The following is a 23,862-nucleotide window of genomic DNA, read 5'->3' as shown; positions in this document are numbered from 1 at the left end:
ATCCCAGGCCCGGCGCCAGAGCGCGGTAATTCGCGGGTGCCCGCCTTGCGCGCCGCCTCGCTGATAACTTCCTTCGCCTCACCCCACGCCTTGTAGCTCGCTGACCAGGCCACCTCGCCCTCTTCGCCTGAGCAAGGGACGTAAAGCTGTTCGGCTCGTAGACATAATGCGTCGTCTCGCGTCGCTCCCACGCTGTCTCATAGGCCAGCGTGTCGCCATCCCATCCGTACAACGTGAGACCGTACCCGCGCTCCTGCTTCAGACGGCGCCGTTCCGCATCCCGCCAGCCACTGCCCGCGCTCATCAGATGCGGCACCTGCGGCTCGGTCAGCTTGCTTGAATCGCCGGCGCACCGGAGGCGACGTCAACGATCTAGTCAACTCATTTGACAAATGTGTCAATGTCGTCCAGAGCATCCATGACTCTTCCGGACAAGGAGTCGTCCTTAAATTTTCTTTCTAGAACCGGCATTACTTTTTTCTTATCCACCTTGCCGTAAATTCTAGCCACATGTCCAATGCATGTAATACCTAACCCTCTGACATCCTCGCTCATCCCGTTCTCAATCGCGTCGATACACCTATCCTGAATCCAGTCTGGGTATTGATGTTGAAGCATGAATACATTCCGCAACTACGGCCCTTGGCGCTTAACATCTCACTCGAAAACTCACACCGCTTCCCATGATCTGCAAGTCTTCGATTTCAAGTCGGCTCTCTTGCGGAAGTGGACCAACCAAATAAAAGCCAAGTTCAGTGATTTCGCGCTCTAGCCTATCTATCTCTACAAGAAGCTGATTGTTTGCGGCCTTCTCAAATTCCATGAAGAGTTGTTGATACGAGCGAAAATTCGAACCAGGGACAAAATTGCCAAGCATGAGCCCCCCGTCTGAAGAAGTCACCGTTACATCGCCCGCCAAATTTCCGCTGTAATCGTTTAAATGGAACTTCCTCATCGTGGACATCCCGTTATTTCCGAAGTGCTTTGGACAATCGCTCGAGGTTTTCATCACTTAATCCGTCGACACCACCAGGATAAATGATTCGATCGTGATTTGAAAATTTATTAGTCGGATCCTCAATAACATCGAACCCAGCACCTCGGACGGTATTTGCCGTACCTGATGCGACAGTGTCAGTTGCCTTCAGCAATCCCGTGGCCTTCGGAAAAGCATTCCTCATCTGTTGAGCTGCGGCGCAGGGACAACAGCCGTGCAAGACAGAGATACCAGGAGGATTGAGCTTCCTTTCTGGCTCCTTCAAGCGGAGGTTATCGATCGAGTTACCGCCAATCCGATTGATCTTCGTGGGCCCAGGAAGAGGCTTGCCCGTCAACCCTAACGCACCGACCCAAGTTATGGGGTTAGGTGCGTACTCGAAGACGCTGATCCCGTCAGCGAGCCCAATCGGGTCCTTCGACACGAAGCGACCACTGCCCGGATCATAGTACCGATGCCGGTTATAGTGCAGCCCCGTCTCATGATCGAAGTACTGCCCCTGGAAGCGAAGCGGGTTACGGATACCCGCCTTGCGCGCCGCCTCGCTGACAACTTCCTTCGCCTCCCCCCACGCCTTGTAGCGCGCTGACCAGGCCGCCTCGCCCTGCGCGTCCGTCACATCCTCCGGCGTTCCAATCTGATCGCAGTGGTAATAGAACGCATTCGCATCAACGCCCCGTTCCGACAACCGTTGTAACGGATCGTCTTCCGGTACATAGCGCTCAGCCGCACTCCCTGTCTAGTTCGAGGTTTTGGAGACCTGAACGCCAATAGCGATTACGGTTAATAACGGCTCATCGTTCCACGCTGAGATAAAGCTGAACTCCCTGAATCCATCGGCTGGCTCCTCCGCCTTTTCACATGTGTCAATAAGGTATGCTCCCCCCGTGCTCTCGGCCAAATGCGACAAATCTTGCCCTTCTGGGGAAATAGCCTTCATGCCAAGGACCGTATGAAATATGACCTCAAATATTCCGCTATCGGCCCCTATAAGTACTGCTAGACGCCCTCCTTGATAAGAGAAGGACCCGATCTGCGCATCTGCGACAAAAATCTCACTGCTTTTCATTTTTCAACTTCCCGGAAATTTTCACCTGGAGTGAATCCCGTGCCGCTGCAGTCACCGAGAGCAACGGGCGAAGGTGGTAGCGGGAGCTAGTCCGAGCGGGGCGACCCATTGTACGGGGTTGCTCGCGTACTGATAGGCGTTGAGCCCGCCAGCCAGCCCGCTCGGGTCCTTCGACACGAACCGGCCCATCTGTGGATCATAGTACCGGTGCCGGTTGTAATGCAGCCCCGTCTACTTGCCGCTACCCTCGACCTCTCACCGTTCAGCCGTCGCAATCTCCTGCTGCGACGCAGATTGCATTCCGCGTCATAGCGGTATTGCGCGGTGAACGACACGCCGTTGAACCTTGTGTATCAAGGCAATTCAACTTCGCGCGACGGTTGCAAAGTGTTAATTGGGGCACACGCCGTACACGTACCATTACGGGTTCACGTGAGCCAGTGCTAACAGGCCGGTCGAAGGCGAACGTCTCCATTCGTAGAGCGGCCTCACTCCTTCCGCAAACGAACCTTCTTATGCTACCCACGAGGGTTCATACTCGTAACAGTAAAGTATTGAATATACACTCACGCTCTCACCGCCAAATAGAATTCTCTTGCTCAAAGCGGCGTGATGCGTAAAAATGAATCCCGCCTCACGCATATATTTAAGCATAGAAAATCTGAAATCTCTTGAAGGCAAATCTTCTTCCGGCAACGATGGACTGCCGTCTGGCAGAATTTTCGACAGATAAAAATACAGGCCAACGAAAGATACTTGCATAACAGCCCCTTCTTCTCCCTTCTTGAGAACAAAAGAATAGCTAACATCGGCATTAGGCTCCGCATCTTCCGAAAACTGATAATTCTCTTTTATAAAATCCAGCATCTCTGGATACTTCCGCTCCTCAAACCATCGACGAGAAAAGAAGTACTTAGGGTGCTCAAGGCTACCATAAGCCTCAACCACATATCGCAAAAACCTCTCCCAATCGAAGTTGGATTTAGGGGGCTTCTGGTCCTTTGGGATGTCCATGAATTTTCCCTGCATTGTCTCGTCGAACACGCACTGAATTTCAAATATCTCCGTTAGGGCCAAATTCTACAGCCCCTTAAAATCGCAATCTCAAACATTTGAACGTCCGGGAACAGAGATTCCTTGATTCCAAGCATCATTCGGACATTGAACTACGTCATTACAATTACAAAAACACGATACCGACTTTCCTTGTTTTACGCGATTATGATACTATGACCTATCTCCCCGAGCCATGACTCACCACACATAACAGAAAGGCCGCGTATGCGGCCAGCCCGTCACCAAACTCGCATATTTGGAGCGCAGAAACCAGACACGATATCCATAATTTCCAGGATCCTGTCTTCAACATCTTCAGCGACGCGATTCCTCATTTTAGCGAGCAATTCATTCACGGAATTTTGGCTAAATCCCTTATCCCGATATTTTACGAGGATAGTTCGAAGAACATCCAATTTTGCACTCTTATCCAGTGCATCGCGTAGTTCCTGATCCAGCACGATATCAAGCTTATTCGTCATTGCTTTATCCATTTGTCACGAGTTGAACCAAGTGCCGCTTGATAATCAGATAGAGACATGCTTGTACTAGGTTGGATCGTCCCGTGCTTAGCGCTGTCCTGCAGATACTTCAGGCTTTTCGCGAGGTTAGTCGTGTTCAGCAGGCAAGCACAATCCTTCCCGGTTCCACCTAGATTCTCGGGACGCCTATGAGGCGGAAGATTGCGTGCTGACTCTGGCGCAACCGAAATGCCGCCCGTGTCCAGATGAACCATCCCATTAGAATCAACTGGAATATCTACGCCCGGGCGTGCACCGAGCCCACGCGCCGTAGGTTCAGCAACAGGAAGTCCATCGCTTCCGGTCTTCATTGCACGATATACATCCGTTCCCGATAGGCCAACAGGATCGTTGTCTAGTTGTTTGTCTTGATGCGAAACACTTCCTTCAGCGTTACTTCATCGTCCAAATCCCCATCTTCGAAACATCTAACAACCCTGCCGCTCAACGCTCCTTGCACCAGATTATATAAATTCAGCGATCTAAAATTAACTTCCAGCCATAGCGATCGATCGCTCTCTTGAGTCAACCTAGCATCATATTCAGCCAATGTCTGTAGCTCCCGATCCTTCAGACAAACTTCCAGTGCCTGTGCCTTGACGCATGCGTCACTCGACTTCAACGAGTCCATGACATGCTGCGTTGAAGTAGTGTCGTCAAACACCAATCTATATTCGTAGCTCATGATCCGTGCGGCCTCCCTCGAACAGCTGGTAGATCAGCAGGATTACGGATACCAATGTGTGTTTCATTCGGATCTAGTGACACAATTCCTCGATCATTAAGTTGATTCCCAGCAGGATCTTCTTTGTGGACATGCGCGTTATTTCCCGATCTATAAGGGCAAGGACACTTGTTTCCGTATTTGTGAACTCGGACCTCCGATCCATCCGCATGCTTCCAAGTCTCGTTTACGCCATTGTCTTTCGTTTTGGCGAAGCCCGCATCATTCAGCACTGACCCAACGCGCGGCACGCTTCGCCCTTTCATCCGCGGCAAATCAGATGCAGCGGATAGCCCGAACGGGTCGATCCAACTGATCGGGTTCGGCGCGTATTGATAGATATTGATACCACCATCCAGCCCGATCGGGTCCTTGCTCACGAAGCGCCCTGTGCCCGGATCGTAATACCGATGCCGGTTGTAATGCAGCCCCGTCTCTGCATCGAAGTATTGCCCCGCGAAGCGTAGTGGGTTAGCGATGCCGGCCTTGCACGCGGCGTCGCTGATCGCTTCCTTCGCTTCGCCCCACGCCCGATAACGCGCGCTCCATGCAATCTCGCCGGAGCTGTCCGTCACTTCCTGCGGCGTTCCAATCTGATCGCAGTGGTAGTACGCGATAGCCGCTAACTGAGCGACTTCGGCGGCGCCCTCATCAAGTATCGTCGCCCCCTTCGCCTGAGCAAGGGGCGTGAAGCTGCCCGGTTCATACACGTAATGCGTCGTCTCGCGTCGCTCCCACGCTGTCTCATAGGCCAGCGTGTCGCCATCCCATCCGTACAACGTGAGACCGTACCCGCGCTCCTGCTTCAGACGGCGTCGTTCCGCATCCCGCCAGCCACTGCCCGCACCTGCGAGATACGGCACCTGCGGCTCCGTCAGCTTCGCAATGCGCCGGCCGAGCGCATCGTACGTGTACGTCGCCTGCATGTGCCGATCGCGTGCCGACACCATCCGCCCAAGACTACTCCACTCGAAGTCCGTACGCTCGCCGTTTCGCGTGCGCTGCTTCAGGTTGCCGCTGTCGTCGTAATCGAAATGGGTGCCGGCATAGTCCTTCAGCAGGTTGTCCAGCAGCGGCGCAGACCTGGCCCCACCCAGCACGCCGATACCGTGCTCGTCGCGCTCCTTCGCCTCCACAATATTACTCGCCGGATCGAACGAGAAGGTTTCGACACCAAGCGACGAGTGCGCGCGCGTCAGCCGGCCAATCGGATCGTATGCGTACTGGATCTCGCCGCGCCGCAGGTCCGCAATCTGGGTCAACTGCCCTGCCGCGTCGTACTCGTAGCGGCGCTCCATCACCTTGCCGCCGGTACCTTGCAGTAGCTGCCGCGCGAGTCGGCCAGCCTCGTCGTAATGCGTCGTCTGCGTCAGGCCGTTACCCAGCTCGCGCTGCGTCTCACGGTGCGCGTCATCGCGTTCGAAGTTCGCTATCGTCGCGCCGTCGAGCATGACGCCATGCACATGGCCCGATCCGTACGTGAGCCACGCCAACCGATGGCCATCCGGCCGCGTGGTCGCAATCCGCGCGCCGACCTCGTCGTAATCGTGGCGCCATACGAACTCGTATGCCTTGCCTTCTACCTGTATGTGCACGTGCTCGCGCGCCAGATTTCCGACCGGATCGTAGAAGCGCTGCACCCGCGAGTGATTGTTGACCGCCTGCAGCAGCCGCCCCAGACCGTCATACTGGAAGAACTCGGCCTCGACCGCCGTCTCTCCTTGCGGATCCAGGAAGACCTGCCCCCGGTCGGTGAACTGTGCCGGCCAGCCGCATCGGGCTTCCAGTCTGCCCATCGCGTCGTATTCGAACGCCTGCATGACGCCGCCGTACAACCGGTTCGTCACGAGCCCGCTGCCGGCCGCACGGTAATACCGCGTCTCACGTCCATCGAAGTCGGATTCGCGGTCGAGGCGCCCCACCGTGTCGTAGCCGAACCGATACTCCCGGCCATTTTCGTTACGCAGCACCACGATCTGCCCGAGCCGGTTCCAGCCATACTCGAGTGAATCGCCACGGGCATTGATCCGCTTGGCGAGCAGGCCGGCTGCCGTGTAGGTATAACGCGTCGATCGATTCAGGGCATCGACGTGCTCGAGCAGCCTGCCCTCCGCATCGCGGACAAAAGTGTCACGCAGGCCCGCAGGCCGTGTCGCCCATGCAAGATGCCCGCCCTCATAGCCGTAGCGCGTCATCTCGCCAACTGCGTTTTGATGCTGTACAAGCCGCCCGCGCTCATCGTACTTCCACGTGGCGGTCTTGCCAGAACAGTCGGTATAGCTCGCGATCTGTCCGTCCGGGCGCCATGCGATCTTCGTCGTGCCGCCCTTCGGGTCCGTGATCGCGACAGGCAGGCCTGCGCGATCGTATTCGTACTTCGTTACTCGCCCAAGCGGATCGAGCGCCTCGGTGACGCGCCCCTTGCTATCGTAGTAGCGCTCCCAGCGATGACCTTCCGGGTCCTGCAATCCCGTCAGATTATGGTGACGATCGTAGACGTAGTACGCAATGCGTCCATCGCGCTGCGTATGCGAAGTCATCTGCCCCGCGTCGTCCCACGTGAACGATTCCTCCGTTCCATCAGGAAACACGTGCCGCGTCAAGTTCTTGTCCGCGTTGCGCATGAACCATTCTTCAGTGCGGTCGGGGTAGACGGTGCGGTATACGTACCCGTCGATGTCGTAGTATTGCTGCGTCGTATTGCCGAGCGCGTCGGTCACGAAAGTCAGGCGCAGATCATCGTGCCAAGTCAGACGGGTGTCGAAGGATCCGTCATCTGCCCATTCGTGAATTGCTTTCGCCTCCAGGTGCGTACCGTCCCACTCCAGATTCATCCCCCGTCCGGTGCGGTCGCTGTATCGCGTCACGAGGTGATGCGAGTACGCGTAGCGCCATGACGCCGAATTCTCGTCGTCCGCTTCCACCAAATCGCCCGCCTCGTCATAGCGATACCGCGCGAGCGTGCGGATAGCAGCGCCTGCGCTGTCGACCAACTCGACGCGCATGATGCGACCCACGTTGTCGTGTGTTATCGCCGCGATGGCGTTCGCCATTTCGATCCGGGTGAGCAAGCCTTCCGCCCACTCCAGCGCCACCGTGTTGCCGGAGCGGTCCTCGATCTTCCCCAGCACGAAGCGTGTACCGTGCCGCTCGTAAGTCTCGGTCAGGGTTTCGCCGCGCACGAGCCGGATTCGGTCGTCCGATTCACGTGTGATCGTGCAATACTCGATTGAATCGCGATGCGGCTGGCCCGGCTTCAGCGCCGGGTAGGTGAGACTTCTCCCGGACGCGTCGTGATAGACGAACCCGTCGCCCTTAGCCTCGAACGCGACGTGATACGGCGTCGTCCATCGCGGTCCGAGCGGCCCGTGGTCGTCATGGGCGTCGAAGTTCGAGCGATACGTGCGTGCCCATTCGACCGGAACGAGCCCCGGCAATACAAAATCCGTATGGGTGAACGACTCGTCTCCGAGTCCCAGGCCGATCGAGCCGCCTACTCGTGCGGGTGGTTGGCCGATTCCACACAGGCAACCGGGCCCGGGCTTCTGGACCTTGGCCTCCTTGCCGATGTTGGTGACCTGCTCGCCCCCTTCCTTGCGCTGCGCCCGGTTTCGCTTATTGCTGTCGACTGTCGCGGCAAGATGGTGCTTCTTCGCCTCGTACACCTGAATCGCCCGAATCAGGATGTTCAGCATGTACATCACCGAGCCCACCTCGTCGCTGGACAAGCTCTCGATCCGCTTCTTGACGTCTGGAATGCTTGCACGAATGTCGGCAGCCAGTCGCCGAATCGCTGAGCGAGCCTCGTCGGGCGTAAGCGAAAGCACAAAATTCACCTCAGCCTTCGCGCCCGCCTTGTATACCTCCCATACGGCGCCGAACAGATCTCCGAGCGTCTGGGTCGGGTCCTGGATCAGCGAGCTGGCCGAAACACGCGATGCCTTGTTCCGTGCGGCTGCCAGGTTCTCATTTGGATCGGCCAGCCTCCCGGAAGCCAACGCGTCGAGTCCGTCAGCCAATTGGTTCAACCGTTTCTCGGCCTCACTTCCCGCGTCCTTCAGCAGTTCGGTCAATCGGGCCTTGGCTTCCTCAACGAACGGCTTGAGTTCTCCCATCAAGGTTGCCGTGAAGTGCCCAGCGATCACGGCGACCGACGCAGTCGCAAGATCCTTGGCCCCCGTCTTCACCGCCTGACGCACGAGCCCCAACGTCGGACGCAACGACATGCGTGCCGCGGTCGTCCCCGGTGGAATCGGGAGCACCCCGATCAAGTTGATCGCCAGGTTTGCCCAATCGAGGATACGGTCGAGCCTCTCGGCCTCCGATCGGGGCGGGATGTTTCGATTCGCGATCAGCTTCGAGATGTCGCCGCAGACGTCGATCGCTGCAATGATGCTGCCGAGAACAGGCATTGCAGCCGACACTTCCTTGATGCGTTCGAGTGTCACGTATCCGCCGCTGGCGGTGCGCAACCAGTTGTCGAATTGCGAAGCGCCGGCCTCGAGATCGGCAATGTGTACCTGATTGAGCGGGACGATCGCCGCGTCGACAGACGGAAGGGACTGCTGCTTGTCAGCCATGATCTTGTTCGGACTATGAAATGGATTGAGAGACTGGCCGATCAACGTCAGGCGGCGCCTGCCGGGTTCCAGCGGGGCTGCTTCAAGTAGCTGGATATGGCCCAGGAGTCGTGCGGGTCGTGCCCGTATTGCACCGTGACTGCACCGGGCGCCAACCCGCTCACAATGGTTCGACCGGACGCGTCCAGCGTCGCTTTGTGTACCGCGCCGAGACTGTCCGTCACCGCGATGGTGTTCTTGTCGACCGGTGCATCCGTTACGTAGTGGCGCAATACTTCCAGTTGCCCAGGCCCGGATTTGGGAAGCGGCGGAAAACCCCCGCCCTGTCCCTGCGGTCCGTCGGTCTGGTGGCTGCCCGCGTGGATCGTGTGCTCGCCGGCGGTATGGACCGTATAGCCCTGATCGCTGATGCGGACCTGGGTGCTACCCGCGTGCAGCACGATTTCCTTCGCCGCGTAGAGGCGGATGCTGTCGGTCGTACTCTCGATCTTGATCGACTGCTTCGCCTTCATGTCGATGCCGTTGCTCTGCGCCTCGATGCGCACCTTGCCCGCCGCTGCCACTAGCACCATGCCCGCCTTGTGCACGAAGAGCGAGAACGCGTTCGACACGCTCGCGAACAGCGAATGCCCCACGGCCAGACCCACGTGCCGCCCAGTCGTCACCGCAACGTCTTCGTTGCTCGCCACATGTGCGCTGCGCTCGGCCGCCACACTGACGCCCGCTGCGCTCGCCAGAACCAGGTCCGGCTCCTTCAGCTCGGGGAAGTCGTTCTCGCCCGCCGGCGCGTCGCCGCGGATCGCGTCGTTGCGCGCCTTGAGCGCCTTCGCGACCTCGCTCTGATCGGCGTCGCGCTGCTGCGCCTCGTGCTGTTGCGCCAGCCCCGACAGGCTCTCCTGCAGTTCACGCGCCCGCGTCAGCCGACCGACGGCCGCCTTTGCATCCTTCGTCTGGCCCGCGCCGTTCGGCTGGCCATCCGTCGTGATGAACAACCCCATCAGCGCGCGTACCACGCCCCAGTAGTCGGTGCGCAGATCGAAGCCCTTGCCGCGCGCGTCCGCCCGTCCGGTCTTCCTCACAATCCGCCGGATGTTCCCCAGCGCCAGCACCGAGCTGCCTGCGTCGCTCGCAATCTGCGTCTGGATCTGCCCGTGCGTGTCGTCGATCGCCACGTGGCCCGACGCCGTGCCCTGGAACTCGCGGCCCCGCAGCACCGCCACCGCGTGGTTCGCTGGCAGATCCAGCGTCGGCTGCCGGAACTCGTTCACCGGGCTGCCCATGATCACCGGCAGGTCCGGGTCGCCGTAGTAGTGCATCACCGCCACTTCGTGACCGATCCGCGGCAGGAACGTCGCGCCCATGTCGGTACCCTGCCACGGCGACACCACCCGCAGCCAGATTCCCGAACGCTCGTCGAGCTTGCCCTGCCGATCCCAGCCGAACTGGACCTTCACACGGCCGTATTTGTCGGTCCACACTTCCTGGTTCGCCGGCCCCACCACGATTGCCTTCTCCGGGCCGCTCATCACCGGCTTGCGCACGCTGCGCTCGAGCCGGAACGGCTCGTTCGCCGGCAGCAGCTCGAACTGCGCTTCGCAGCGGTACGTCGAGCTAGCGCCCGTGCGGTCGCCCACCTCCTCGATGTCGAGCGTCGTCGACAGCACCACGTACTCGCGATTCGCCGCCTGCTGCGGGTAGCCGGTCAGCGCAAAGGTGCGGCCCACAGTCAGGCCGCGCAGGTTACCGCGGCCGTTCGCGCGCAGGCCGGCGCAGCGACGTGCCTCGAGCTGCACACGCGCCAGGTGCCGGGACTCTTGCTCGGTGTCGTTCGGCTGACCCTCCACGCCTTGCGCGCCCGCCAGCGGCTGGCTGTAGTCGCCCCAGTCGTACACCGCGCCGTCCGCGCTCGCCGTCTCGCGCGGATTCTCCTCGGTCATCATCAGGTTCGCTCGTGGGCGGGTGTAGTCGTAGTCCACCACCGTCACGCTGCCCGACGTCAGCCGGCTTGTCACCGACAGCGCGTGGATGTGTTCTTCGTCGATGCGCTTGCCGTCCGGCGACAGGTAGCGCACCGTCTCGTACGCCGCGCCGTGCGGGTGGTGACCGCCCATCGTGTCGCACAGCACCAGACGCTGGTGCCCGTCGTCGTGCTCGAACCACCACCAGATGCCCCATTCCTCCCACAGCCGCTGCAGGAATGCCCAGTCCGTTTCGAACGCCTGACGCTGTACGTCGCGCTTCGGATAGACGCCGCGGAATGCGCCAGCCAATCGTTTGTCGACCGGGTACGGATACTTCGCGAGCACCGCCTCGGTGATCTCGACCACGCTCATGTCCTGGAAGATCCGACAGTCCTGCGTGAGCGTCGCACGGTACAGCCACGGGCGAAGCTCAAGCTCGTAAAGGATCGAGTGCCGGTCCTCGCCGGCGACGCGCGCCGCGGTGACGAGCCCCGTGATCTCACGTGTGCCGGCACCGATGTTGCCGAGCCCGGTGTTGCCCGCGAGCCCAGGGATAAACTTCCCCTTGCCTTCGAGCTGGATCGACACCGTCACTTCGGTGCCGACGGTCTTGTCGAGGTCGAGGTTGGCGCTCACGCTCGGCGAAAACGCGAATGCGTCGTCGGTGCGCAATGTGACGAGGTATCGGCAGGCCTCGAGGCGACCGACCGCCTCGCTGCCCTGCAATCGCACCGGTGCGAACATCGGCCGATCGCCGGTCGAGCAGGTCGGAAGCGCTGCGCCCGAAATCGACAACGTGCGCGCCTGGCTGAGTGTCGCCATGATGCGGCCTCCCCTATCACGAACCGATCACGGTCGCGCCGCAGCCCGTCTTGTCGCCGACATAACCCACCCGGCGCCCCCGATGCGTACGGGGGCCGCTGGCCAGCAGCGGAAAAACGCCCCCGCACTTCGGACACATCACACCGTGCTGGTCCAGCGCTACCGGGATACCCAGGTGCTTCACCTCGCCAGTCGCCTCGACGACCTTGCCGCCGTGATCGGTCGTGTCGCCCAAGCGCACCATGTTCCTGCCTTGCTCATCCTGCATATCCAGCTCCTGTTCGTAAATCAGTGATTCGGTTACGGGCATCAATTCGACACGGTTACTTCGACGCGACGGTTTCTCGACCGGCCTTCCTTCGACACGTTATCGGCCAATGGATCGGCATCGCTCTGCCCCACCACGCGGATACGTTCCTTCGGCAAGCCGGCAGCCACGAGAATCTGCGCCACGTGCTGGGCGCGAGCTGTGGACAGCGCGTGATTCGAACCCTGATGGGCGGGACTCGCCGGCAGGTTGTCGGTGTATCCGGTGACAAGCACGCGCGTCGGGACCGGCGAACTCGCGATCGCCCGTCCGACCGATGCGATCACGGACGCCCACCATGGGGCCACGGTCACGTCGCCCGACGCGTACATTCCGTTGAATCGGAGCGTCACCGTATCGGACGACGTATCCCTTACCAGTTCCACGTTGCCGGCGGCAATTTCGTCTCGCAATTGCGCGCGCAGCGCCGCTCCTAATCGATCGACCGGTGACGACGCCTCGGTGAACTGATCACCGTGGTGCAAGCTCCTGACCGCGACGTATCCTCCCGCCCCCACCAGCAGTGCGGCCACGACACCGACGACAATCCACCAGCGCGGCAAACGCGCGCGAGCCGGCCGTACCCACGGATCGACCACACCTCGGCCGGATACGATCGCCCCGCGAACACGATCGGACGAGGCGAGTCGACTGACCGTCACATCGTCAGCCGCAGTGGGTTCCGCGCCATGTGCTCCCGCCATCACCACGCCGTGCAGGCGCTCGCGAATATTCAGCAGCCGTCGCGGACCATCGTGCTCGAAGCGGTATCGCCCGCGAAAGCCAAGATCAAGGACGTTCTGCAGTAGCTCGAGCAGGTCGCGATGCCCCCGCGGATCGCTCAGCACCTCGTCGATCACATGGAAGACGCGATCGCCGCCCTGTCGATCGTGGCCCATCGCCACCGCCAGACTGCTGGCCTGCCACTCCGTGCCGGTACCCTCACCTCTTCCCCAACGCGTTTGCATCGCGGCCTCGTCGAGCGCGGTACTCAGGCAATAGCTCGCCCGCACGACATCGTCCGACGGCAGCTGCAGCTCGCGACAAACCCGCAAGAACATCCGCAGTTCCTGCTCGAGCCATTTGCGCCGCTGCAAAACAGCGTCTGGTTCCAGTGCGGCGGGCGTATCCGCCAACGCGAGCAGCACGACGCGTGCGGATTCAAGCAACGGATTGACCGATTGCATCGCCGCCTCGAGTCGCACGCTGAGCGGCGGCGACGCCACAACTCCGGCGTAGTTTCGCGAGTCGATTGTCGAAATCGTCATCGTGTACCTCCGCCGTCATTGGGTGACATTGGCCGGGCTCGCCGGCATCGGGCCGCGCGGCAGCCCAGGAGGCGGCCCGCTATCCGACAGCGTGAACACCGGCATCGAACTCGGACAGCGGAAGGTCTTCAGCACGTCGCTGGTCAACGGGTTCGCCACACTTCCGGCGCTCGCAACATCGAGCACCGCCTTGCGCCCGTCGAAGTCGAAGACGACACGGGTACGGCCGGGCGTGGCAGTTTCCACCACCCGCCCCTTCTGGAGCAGGCGCATCAGCGCCCAAGGGCCGTCAACCGCAATCGTCGACGTGTCGGGACGAATGCGAGGATTGGCGGTGATTTCGGTATGCACGCCCCCACGAGGCCCGGGCCATCTCACCGCAAACGGCGCAACCGGACCGTGCTGATAAAGCGAGGTCTGACCGTCGAAGTCGAGCGACAGGCTGGTGATCGTCGGGTCCAGTTCGGGAATTCGAATATCGGCCTTCCACGTCATCTGCTTGTGGCCCGGATCGTTGAAGAAGATGTCGCGAATCGCCTTCGCATGCTCGAACGGTTCGAGATCCGGCCCCTGCACGGGCTCCGTCGCGCCCGGCAGCGTTCGATAGCGCCACGGTTTCGTGGACGTATCGACAAAGGGCGCCAGCGTCTTCACGAAGAAGTCGTCGATCACACCGCCCTGCGCGAACACGCGCGTGAAGTCGTCGATCCCGACGTCGCGCTGGCTGTCCGGAGAGAACGGATAGTTTCCTTCGATCGTCAATCGGCAGGTATCGCCGACTACCGCCTGCATCTGGCGCGACAACAGTTGACCGATCCCATGATTGACCTCGCGCGACCCGTCGGCCGCGAGCTTGAGCAATATCGCGCGAAACGGCGCAGGCATCGTGTCGGCAGCCATCTTGAGCTTCGCGGCCGTGTCGCTCGCCGGCGGCATGCTGTTGTTCGACAGCGCGTTATCGGCGACGGTCAGCGCCGTGTAGTAGTCGTTCAGCAGGTTGACGACGCCGTCGAGCCCCGTCTTGTCCGCCTGGGTGCCGGCCGCGTGGGCGTCGGGCAGTGCATCGGCGTTTCCCGTCACGACCTCGCGCAATGCCGCGAAACGATTGTCGACGAGTTCCCGCTCGACACGCTCCGAGGCTCGAATGCCAAGCGCCTTGTCCGCTTTCTGGTTCAGTTGGTCGGCCGCCTTTTGCAACAGCGAACCGTTCGACGCAGCCGGTTGCTGCGTGAGCGTCGTCTCGCGCACTGCGGCACGGGCGAGGCGCGCGAGTGGCGAATCCGGCGCTGCAAAGCTGCGCAGCACTTTCAGATTGAATGCGAGACTCGTGCCGCTCACGGTCCGGATGTCGTCGAGAAACGCCGCCCACTGTTGCGCGTACTCCGTCAGGTATTCGCGGCGGACGGCGTCGGTCAACGCGTCGTCCGCACCGGCTGCGCCATTGACGATCTCAGCCGTTTTTTTTTGAGCCCCGCCCAAGTATGAGCGCCCCATCACCCATGCGTCGTCGTCGCGCGCGAGTTGCACGAACTCGCGCAGTCGCTTGTCGAACAGATTCCGATAGCCGTCGAACGTGAAGAGACCCGACACGCCGCGCGACAACGGCGCGTCGCTCGCTCGCGTGAACACCGTTCCGGCCTGCGGGCCGACCGCGCGCAGCAACGTGAACTCGTCGGGTGCTTCCATGAGCATCGCGGCCTTCGCGCGCTGGTACAGACGATCGGTCGCGTTGCTGCCGTCAAGGAACGCGCGCGTCTGCCGTATCAGCGCGTCGTTGCGGATCAGCGAAGACTGCACGACACGTTCGCCGGAGAAGAGCTGTTGCACGTGCTCGATCATCGATGCCCTGCCACCGAACGCGGCGGCGCTGTCGTTCTTCGCCCAGTCGTCGAGTACCCATGCCTTGACGTCGTCGGCATTGAACTTCGCCTTGTCGTACAGCATCAGGTATACGCGAAGCGCGTCGTACGCAGCCTTTGAATCCTTGTTCGCAATCGCACCGGACATGACGTCTTCCAGACGATGCACGATCTGCGGCAGCAGCAGGTTGTCTTCGAGTACGTCGTAAGTGCGGCGACTTTCGGCGGCAATGTCGGTGGGCGCGTAGAGACCGTAGCGCCATGCGCTGTCCGGATCGGACAGGTCAAGCCCCGAAAACGTGGGCAGATTGCGCGCCTCGGTCAACGTGTCGGGCACGGCTTGCAGTTCGGGCGTCTTGTACAGCGCCGCGACGCGGGCGGCAAGCGCCTGCGCCTTGCGCCCCATCGCGTCGAGATAATCGCTGTTGTTGCCATAGCTCACGCGCAAACCGATCGCCAGCCAGACGAACAGCAGCAGCGCCAGCGTGTGCCCGATCAGGCGCAACAGCCTGTAGCGATATTCCCAACGCAGGTTGGGGCTCACGAGATGGGCCTCCGGGAACACGACACGGGTCAGCAGATCGTGCAGGAAGAATCCCTGGTTCCCCTCCGCGCGCGACGGGGCGACCGCGGCGCGCTTCTCGGTCGACGGAAGACGTCGAACGACCGTATGGCGTTCCGCCACGATCTCGCTGCCCTGTTGCCGGGCACTCGTGAAATACACGCCGCGCAACGTCGAATGAAGCTGCGTATTGTCGTAGCGGGAATCGAGGAATACGCGGTCGATCAGGTCGAGCAGCGGTTCGAGCAGTGCCGAAAACGCCTCAGGCAACGCGGCAAGCTTTCGCCGCTTGTTCAGGTCATATTCGTCCTGAAGATGCGTATCGATCGAGCCCGTCAACCGTTGCGCGAGTTGCGCGAGTTCCTGATGACAACGCGCACGCAGCCCTTCCTTCGCAACCGTTTCCTTGCCGTATGGAAGCGTGAAACCCCAGACTTGCGCTCGCCCTTCTGACGTGAGCGTCCCGAAATACTCGGCAAAGCCCGCGAGGCGGTCCATCTTCGTGATCGTCAGGTAAACGGGGAAGCGAACGCCCAGTTCCTCTCTCAGTTCGGCCAGCCTTGCGCGCAATGCGGCAGCCTCGGCGACGCGCGCCTGTTCATCCGTGCTTGCCAGCGTCGCAAGATCGACCGTCAGCAACGCGCCGTTGATCGGCGCGCGAGGGCGGTGTCGACGCAACAGGCCGAGAAAGCCGAACCATTCCGCGCGATCGATCTGCTGCGGAAGGTCTCGCCGGTCGGTAGCACGCGGTACGACATCGACGCTCGACTTCGAGCCAGCCGCCGCCTCCGATTTGGCGGGCGCGCTCTGTTGCGTGCCATCGGCGGAACGTTCCGAGCTCGCCTGCGCGTTGGCGGCATCCTTGTCGGGCACGTCAGCTGCCGGCTTGTCTTGCTCTGCGACGCGTGTATCGGCGCCCGCGGCCGTCGACGTGCCATGACGCGTGTAGTAGCCGGTCGTGTCGATCAGCACTGCGTCGTTCGTCAGCCACCAATCCACCGCGGCGGCATCGGCAGCCGGTTTCGCGGCTGCGCGCAGCATCTGCTCGGCAACAGGAAATGCCAGCCCGCCGTTCATCAGGATGCTGGTCTTGCCGGATCCTTGCGAACCGAGTGTGATGTACCACGGCAATTCGTACAAATAGCGCTTGCCCTGGAACAGCTTGCCAAGGCCGCGTGCGCCGGTACGCATCGATTTCAGGCGCGCGAGCGCGCTCGTCACGCCACCTTCGACTTTCTCAAGACGTGAAGCCGCGAGCGGGTCCGCCTTCTTGCGATCCAGACGCAGCATCTTCTTCATGAACGCAGCGTCTTCGCGCATTTTTTGCCAAATGCGGAACATGCCGACGACGACGAAAACGGCTGCCACCACGGCGATCGCGCCAAGACGTGCCGACGCCGATTCCAGCGGAGCCGTGCGACCCAACGCAAGCAACGGGCCCGCGTACCAGATCAGCAAGCAAAGCAATGCGGCCAACACGATGCTGATCGACCATCCGACCAGCCAGAGCAGCACGCCGGCGAGCAGCAACGCGATCAGCAGCGCACGCATGCCGGCATCCGCGAATGGCTTGAGTCCGCCAAATGTGAAGAACGGACCGACGAACCAGATCACCAGTGCGACGACGATCAGTGCGAGGAACGCGAGAAACTGGCGCGAGGCCAGAAACGGCAGGAACGGAAACTTCTTCATGGATTATTCCGGAAACGGATCTGACTTATCGTGCGACGTCGATCTCGACACGACGGTTTTGCGCGCGGCCCTGTGCGGTGCGGTTGTCGCCGACCGGATCGGCATCGCCCTTGCCGACGGCTTCCAGGCGGCCCGCTGGTACGCCGGCGGCTTGCAGCAGCTGCATGACCTGGATGGCCCGCTCTTCCGACAGCGCCTGATTCGACGCGAACTGACGGCTGCGAATCGGCACGTTGTCCGTGTAGCCGACGATCGTTACCATGCCGGGAACCTTGGCGATCTCTGCCGCGATCTTCGCGATCAGCGGATTCATCGATGCCTGGACCGAAGCGCCACCGGGCCGGAACATCGCGTCGCCGCGGAACGTGACGACGCTGCGGCGAGCGTCCTCGTCGACGCTGACCGTGCCGGCGGCGATTTCATCCTTGAGCAACTGCTTGAGGTGCAGTTGCGGCGGCGGCGCTGGCGGCGGCGTCATGCGGGCAATCTCGGCAATCCGCTTCTGAACGTCCGCGCTGTGATTGGAGAGTTCGTACTTGAACCATCCGAAAAGGCCGAGCAGGATCACCGACAATAGCGTTGCGGTAATCCACACCGGGAAATCGTAGAACGACGGGCGCTTGCCATTTGTGCTGGGTTGCCAGTGCGGAGACAACGTCAATGGCACAGGGTCGCGTTGCGATGTGATGACGTTGTAGAGCCTCTGGCGAATCGCGTCGTGCTTGCGCTTGCCGTCGGCACCGTCCTGGTAGCGTCCTTCAAAACCCAGACTGAGGACCCGGTAAATCACCTCCAACAGATCGCGATGTTCGTGAGGCGCTTGCAGCAGCCGGCCGATCAGCAGATAAACTTTTTCGCCGCCATCGCGATCCTCATGGAATGTTGTCGCAAGGCTGCGGTTACCCCATTCGCACCCGGAAGATCCGTCGCGGCCCCACTCGGTCCTCATCGCGGCCTCGTCAAGCGCCGTGCAGAGGCAGTATCGTGCGCCGATCATATGATCGCGATGAATATTTGCCCGTCCGCATAGCTTCTCGAAAACGCACACCTCGTGTTCGAGCAGCATGCGTAGCGCAAGGATCTGCTTTTCTTCAAGGCGCTCCGGCATATCCGCCTGGGCACGCAAGAGTACGCTCGCCGCCTCCAGTAACGGGTTCCGTGCGCGCTGGACCGTCTGCAGTCTTTCCGTGAATGGCACAGACTTGGATTCGGCGGCTTCACGCTGGTTTTCCAGCGTCCGGCTTGATTGGATGCTCATGGAGAAACGTAGATTAATGATAATATATAGGGATGCAAATCGATTTAATTCAAGAAACCGATAAGGTGAAAAATCGACTGACCAACGTGCATCCGCAGTTCGCATGATGCCCATCAAGAGCGGCCGGTTTTCCGTCTATCTGAAAATTTTCGTCGCCTTCCGCTATCCGATTTACACCGTGCTCGACGCAACGAACGGGATCGGATTGACGTGCAATTGCCTTGCCGTCGATAGTGTCCGTGCCACTTCCCATTAATACCTCACCGCCGTGAGGCGCCAGTGTGTCACCGACCACAATGGTCTGTCTGGACATATTTTTCTCCACTAAATTCCCTCCGGGATACGCGCTCGTGTAGTCGGTAAATCTTCGAGTAATCACGTCGCTTGTAGTACACATCCGGATCGTCCAATGCCAACGCTTGCTGAAACCACTGCTCCGCCTGCGGATCGCACTCACAATGCAATCCTCTCGAAGCCGTCGTCCGTTCGTGCGTTGGCACTGCCCATGAAGACCCATTGCACCCGCTCCGGCTCAATATCCAGATAACGGTCACGGGGCTTCGGAAACGGGTGCCCACTTATCACAAAGGACTGCTGGTCCCACTGGTTGTATAAAGCGCCAAGTGAATGCTCCTCTCCGACACGCGCCTCCCAGATACCCGTCTTCGGGCACGGTTCCGATCCGTGACATACAAGTTTCTCGGGTTGCGTTGCGAGTTGACGCAGAAATCCGGCATCACGCAGTTGCGCCAGAAATACCGATCGGCCCGGCGGAACCGGTCGTGATTCGCCGAGGTAATGCCATTGCACTTGCTCGGCTTCCAGCCAATTCACGTGAGGTGGATCGAAGCGCTCACCGGCCCGATAGTGCTCGGGATCACCATTCCGCGCAAACTGCAACTGGTCCTTACGCATGGTGGACAGGCCATAGAGCGCGAGCCAGTAGCCACTTTCCGGCACCACCTTGTCGCCACTCACCGCATAGGGACTTTGCTCAAGTGGCAGAACGCCCTGTCCCTCGGGTATATGCGCGCGACCTCCGAGTTTATCTGCAGAGTATTTCTTTGGAGGAGGCGTCACCGCCTTGGCGGCATCGATCAACGTCTTAACGTTGCCGTCCCATTTTGGCAACGGTGCAGGGGGAAGTGGAAGTATCTTGTCCAAGTTCGGGAGCTTGAGACGTCCTTGGTAATGCTCGAGTGCATTCCCGATTTCCTTGTATCGTCGAGCACGAACCTGATCGACATAACCGATCAGATTCTCACCACTGGTCAATCCAAATCCACGGAACTCCAACGCGAGTTTATTCGCGCATTTCGCACACCCCAGCCTCACACCGTCATGAAACGTCCTCAAAGCTTGAGTTTTCGCCTCATCAGAATAACCGCTCTTCTGATAGAGTCCTAACCAATAAGCGGCATCTCCATACCCTTGAGCTATCGCACATTGCAACATCTCTATGGCGACCGGACGATTATCCCAGAACTCGCCATCTGGAGCGTCATAAGTTCCGCCCAGTTTGTCGCCAAGGAACGTCATCGCAAACGGACTTCCCATATCTGCCGCACGTTGAAAAAACGCATATGCACTTGTCGCGCTTCCGCCTTTGACCAAGCCTCTCTGGTGGTACACACCCATCCGGTCATAGGCATCCGGAACACCCAGCAACATCGCCTTTTCTACCCACCGTATCGCCACCTCCGGATTGCGCTCAGGCACGCCCGGATAGGGACTCAAAATCAGTGACGCGAGATTCAGCATCGCCTTCCAGTGATTCCGCTCTGCTGCCTGCTCATATAGCCGGTATATCTTCTCGTAATTCCGCCGTTTGTAGTAAACGTCCGGATCATCCAGTACCAGTGCCTGCTGGAACCACTGCTCTGCCTGTGCATCGGCCGGTGGAACATGTTGATCCTGATACACGCACTTGAATTCTTTGCGGTGCGGATTAAACAGCGGCAGCTTCTCGTAGCGTGGCAGATCAGACATGGAAGTGGTCAGTTTGTTGGTCAAGATAGTCAATGGCCAGGCGTACACGTTGGCAGCCAGTAAGGACATGGAAACGCATAGGAAACGTATGACGCGATTCACGACAATCACCATGATTCAACTCAAACATTTACCGTTCCCATGCCCGATGGAACGGTAACCGATGCATGCATTGATGTAGTAGAGCGATAATCCTCGAATGGCAACAAAAATCCACGAAGCCCCATACCATTTTTCATCGACAAAAGATTTTCATCCATTTTATTTATCCATTCATCAAATGTGTCTGAAATAAGCTCGCGCTCTCCTGTTCCACTTATCGCCCCACCCGAATTCTGTTTGAATACTCTTTCACGCAGCCCCGCAACCCACTCCTCTCCAGTCGCAGCAATATTTATTTCACTATCCACCGACATACTGCGCTGATTCAGGTTCGCGCTGCCAAGCGTCACGAATACATCATCGATTAACATAAGCTTGGAGTGAATGTAAATCTCGCGATACGCCATCTCCCCTCCCACCATCCCACTCGTGCGCAATCGCGCCACACTCACTTTCAGACCAAGCGTCTTCTCGAGATCCTCCACGCCAGGACGATCGAGAACCTTGTGTCTAGCCTTGACCTTGATCGGATTGCCGTGTTCGTCCGTAAAATCGAGGCCGTATTCAACATATTTTGCGCTTTTATAGTTTTGACTCATCTTTCCGGAATCTACCAGGTCGCCCTGATTCGGCATCGTTTCGCTGTGACCAAATTCAGTGAGTGTGTCGAACGTACGCGGCACCATTCCATCGTCTTCCGGATGCGGAATGACAATGAACAGATGGAGTCTCGGGACTTCGGCGATCGGTTTCTTGGCGAGCCGATCCCAAGCATCGCAAAACTTCTCCCGCTGCTCCTTCAGGTGACGCGCAAATTCCGGATAGTAAAAATACTGATTTTCGATATAGATGTATTTCCGTGCGTAGCTGCTGGCTTGAAAATACAGCTCCTTAATACTCTTCTCGCGCTCGTGCGGCTGAGTCCGCACGATCTGCACAGCCTGTCTTATATTCTTTGGCAACGTTGGAATCCGAGGCGGCAGTTCTGCCAGTTCCTTCGTCTTCCACAGTGTGGGGGCGAACACGTTCCAGCCTCGCTCGAAATTCTGGTGCAGATGTTTGAGTGCCGGCCCTACCACCCGGCAAGCGTAATCCTGTAGCGGTCTCGCATGCTTGTATCGCCCTGTGCCAGTTCGATTTCCAGGATTTTGCGTAGCTTTTGCATGCGCGTGCTCCTCAGCGACCTTACCTGCCAACCAGCTCTCGCGCTGCGAGTCGTCGATCTGGTGTCGTTCGCTATCCCAATAATCGGTCACGGAGTTGAGGCCCATGACATATCCAATGGCATGATTACCTCCGTCATGCTCATAATCGATGAGTATGGGTTTTTGATGATGGGTTGGGAAATTCCAAAGCAGCCCCGCTTCGTCGACGGGGTTATACCATTCGAACACCGGCGCATCTTCCTCTTTCGGCTCTTGATCGATCAAGGCCTTGACATCGGCTCTTGAAATGCTTCGCAAAACGATCTGCAGGTTCGGATTCTTTCCTCGGCCCCTTCGCGACGAAGGCAGATGGTCCTGCCACCACTTCACGCAATAATCGTGGCGGGCATGATCTGCGTATGGCGATCGAAGCGGTCCGTATTTCGCGTCCGTGTAACCCGGCATGTTGTTCTGTTTCGTCGACGCCGCCAAGTCGTACCAAATCAGTAAGCGAACACGGACGGGGTTCAGCGCTCGTGTGGTGATTTCGTGCAGCAGCTCACCGTAGGTTTTTCCGCGCTTCCACTTCCCTCCAGAACGAACAAGCTCCATTCCCGGATCAAATCCCCAGCAAACCAGGTCGACGGTCGCCTTGGCATCGCGGATATCCTTCTCGATTCTCCGAAAGCCTTCTCGCCCACAGATAAGGAATTCCAACGAGTTGCCGTAGGTAATCGGGTTCTTCTCGCGCTTTTCCAGCAGCCATTGCACGGCCCCTTGGGCGTTACGTCCTGCTTCGTCGATCGCAATATCAACGGGATTGTGTGTCTTGATGTCGTCAGCCATGTCATTGCCTCCGGGCATTTCGAGCATGAGTTACAAGCGTTCGCCCCGATTCGAGCGCACATCGGCATGATCCGGATCGTGGTTAAGCACATCGCGAACCATGAGATTGAACTCCCCACCATTGCTAAGCTTGACCCGGTATGCGCTTGTTCCCGGCTGATGATTCGCCACGATTACACGCCCAAGTTCATCCGTTACGCCTTCTCCGATCTTCGCGTTGCCCTTGAACAGTTCGTATGGTTCTTCCACATACCGGCCCGCCGCTCCCGGCAACGCACCTAGCGTGAAATGCAGGTTTTCCGGCAACTCCGGTGCGTCGAGCACGAGCGGGTTGCTCTTGTTGTCCGGACCGGTAAAGACGCGTCCGGCCGAATGCACTTGAAATTTCCCGTCTGTGCCGCTCCTGATCTCCCCGGCACGCCAGTGCGTGTAGCTGCCACCGCCACAAATTTCCACCTCCTGCTGTGCACTGATGCGAATCCGATCCGCAACGACCGTTACATTGAGTTTCGCAAGCAGGTTGATACTGTCCTTCAGGGCCTTTAAATCGATGTCACCCGCCGCGGCTACCAGGCGCATACCGGCCTGATAAACAAAAAGCCGCAGCGCCTTGCGCATGCTCGCGAACAAGCCGCCGCCCGTGCTGATAGACATGTCTGCACCGACAGTCACCGCGGTAGCACGACCACTGCTCAGATGAAGCTGTTCGGGCGTACTCGCAACAATGCCGGTAGGGCTGGCGAGTACAAGCTGCGGATCGTGGAATTGCTTCAGCTTGCCATCGCCTCGAATGGCATTGGCCTGCGCTTTCAACGAAGTCGTAACACTGGTTTGCTCTCCGTCGTGCGCATGAGCCGACTGAGCAGTCTGCGCAAGTCCCTCCGCAAGCTCCTGAGATTCCGCAAGTTGCGCATCGATCTCGTCGACGCTGAACGCATCGCCATGGGCGGCCGATCGACTAAAGGTTGTAAGCAGCAGTCCTTCCGCCCCCCGAACCGCAGCCTTGCCATCAGTGCGCAGTTCAGCACCCCGCCCCCTTTCCTCCTGCCGCCCGGCATTCCCCGCAATACGCGCGATGTACCCCAGATTCAACTGCGAACACCC

Annotated in this window: 15 protein-coding genes and 2 pseudogenes; all 17 read right to left on the bottom strand. The window is 59.4% G+C overall.

Going from position 1 to position 23,862, the window contains the following annotated elements; genetic code table 11:
- Window positions 1–381: 381 nt before the first annotated feature.
- Window positions 382–618, bottom strand: coding sequence for a hypothetical protein (locus HMPREF3115_RS30610; RefSeq protein WP_141751626.1), 237 nt, complete (start codon window positions 616–618; stop codon window positions 382–384).
- Between the two features lie 31 nt (window positions 619–649).
- Complete coding sequence (locus tag HMPREF3115_RS30605; protein ID WP_175835524.1) at window positions 650–964, bottom strand: hypothetical protein; 315 nt, start codon at window positions 962–964, stop codon at window positions 650–652.
- 364 nt (window positions 965–1,328) lie between these two features.
- Window positions 1,329–1,727: pseudogene (locus tag HMPREF3115_RS32160) on the bottom strand (RHS repeat-associated core domain-containing protein); the annotation flags it as partial.
- A 423-nt stretch (window positions 1,728–2,150) separates the two neighbouring features.
- Window positions 2,151–2,297, bottom strand: a pseudogene (locus HMPREF3115_RS28505) (RHS repeat-associated core domain-containing protein); the annotation flags it as partial.
- A 282-nt stretch (window positions 2,298–2,579) separates the two neighbouring features.
- Entirely contained in the window at window positions 2,580–3,080 is a 501-nt protein-coding gene (locus tag HMPREF3115_RS30600; RefSeq protein WP_141751624.1) for a hypothetical protein, read from the bottom strand.
- Window positions 3,081–3,361: 281 nt separating this feature from the next.
- On the bottom strand, window positions 3,362–3,604 hold the full coding sequence (locus HMPREF3115_RS28500) for a hypothetical protein (RefSeq protein WP_081068826.1): 243 nt from the start codon (window positions 3,602–3,604) through the stop codon (window positions 3,362–3,364).
- Between the two features lie 394 nt (window positions 3,605–3,998).
- A complete protein-coding gene (locus tag HMPREF3115_RS28495) occupies window positions 3,999–4,328 on the bottom strand; it encodes a hypothetical protein (RefSeq protein ID WP_081068824.1) in 330 nt (109 codons plus the stop codon).
- Complete coding sequence (locus HMPREF3115_RS02770; protein WP_070553369.1) at window positions 4,325–8,947, bottom strand: RHS repeat-associated core domain-containing protein; 4,623 nt, start codon at window positions 8,945–8,947, stop codon at window positions 4,325–4,327. Before HMPREF3115_RS02770 ends, HMPREF3115_RS28495 begins: the two co-directional genes overlap by 4 nt.
- Before the next feature lie 47 nt (window positions 8,948–8,994).
- Entirely contained in the window at window positions 8,995–11,730 is a 2,736-nt protein-coding gene (locus HMPREF3115_RS02765) for a type VI secretion system Vgr family protein (protein WP_070553368.1), read from the bottom strand.
- Between the two features lie 16 nt (window positions 11,731–11,746).
- Window positions 11,747–12,040, bottom strand: coding sequence for a PAAR domain-containing protein (locus tag HMPREF3115_RS02760; protein ID WP_230938025.1), 294 nt, complete (start codon window positions 12,038–12,040; stop codon window positions 11,747–11,749).
- On the bottom strand, window positions 12,040–13,305 hold the full coding sequence (icmH, locus tag HMPREF3115_RS02755; RefSeq protein WP_070553367.1) for a type IVB secretion system protein IcmH/DotU: 1,266 nt from the start codon (window positions 13,303–13,305) through the stop codon (window positions 12,040–12,042). The genes HMPREF3115_RS02760 and icmH overlap by 1 nt, the downstream gene beginning before the upstream one ends.
- Window positions 13,306–13,320: 15 nt before the next feature.
- Window positions 13,321–17,418, bottom strand: a complete 4,098-nt coding sequence (gene tssM, locus HMPREF3115_RS02750) for a type VI secretion system membrane subunit TssM (RefSeq protein WP_070553366.1) — start codon at window positions 17,416–17,418, stop codon at window positions 13,321–13,323.
- Between the two features lie 25 nt (window positions 17,419–17,443).
- On the bottom strand, window positions 17,444–18,676 hold the full coding sequence (tssL, locus tag HMPREF3115_RS02745; RefSeq protein WP_070553365.1) for a type VI secretion system protein TssL, long form: 1,233 nt from the start codon (window positions 18,674–18,676) through the stop codon (window positions 17,444–17,446).
- A gap of 49 nt (window positions 18,677–18,725) precedes the next feature.
- A complete protein-coding gene (locus tag HMPREF3115_RS28490; RefSeq protein WP_081078651.1) occupies window positions 18,726–18,989 on the bottom strand; it encodes a PAAR domain-containing protein in 264 nt (87 codons plus the stop codon).
- Between the two features lie 140 nt (window positions 18,990–19,129).
- The gene (locus HMPREF3115_RS28485; RefSeq protein ID WP_175835522.1) at window positions 19,130–20,779 is read right to left on the bottom strand and encodes an SEL1-like repeat protein; all 1,650 of its coding nucleotides are present in this window, start codon (window positions 20,777–20,779) and stop codon (window positions 19,130–19,132) included.
- A gap of 8 nt (window positions 20,780–20,787) precedes the next feature.
- Window positions 20,788–22,758, bottom strand: coding sequence for a phospholipase D-like domain-containing protein (locus HMPREF3115_RS28480; RefSeq protein ID WP_083302133.1), 1,971 nt, complete (start codon window positions 22,756–22,758; stop codon window positions 20,788–20,790).
- 30 nt (window positions 22,759–22,788) lie between these two features.
- On the bottom strand, window positions 22,789–23,862 hold a 1,074-nt coding region (locus tag HMPREF3115_RS02725), incomplete at its 5' end, for a type VI secretion system Vgr family protein (RefSeq protein WP_141751623.1).

The organism is Burkholderia sp. HMSC10F09 (assembly GCF_001806955.1).
In the GTDB taxonomy this organism is placed as follows: Bacteria; Pseudomonadota; Gammaproteobacteria; order Burkholderiales; family Burkholderiaceae; genus Burkholderia; species Burkholderia multivorans.
This window is presented reverse-complemented; position numbering and strand designations above follow the sequence as displayed.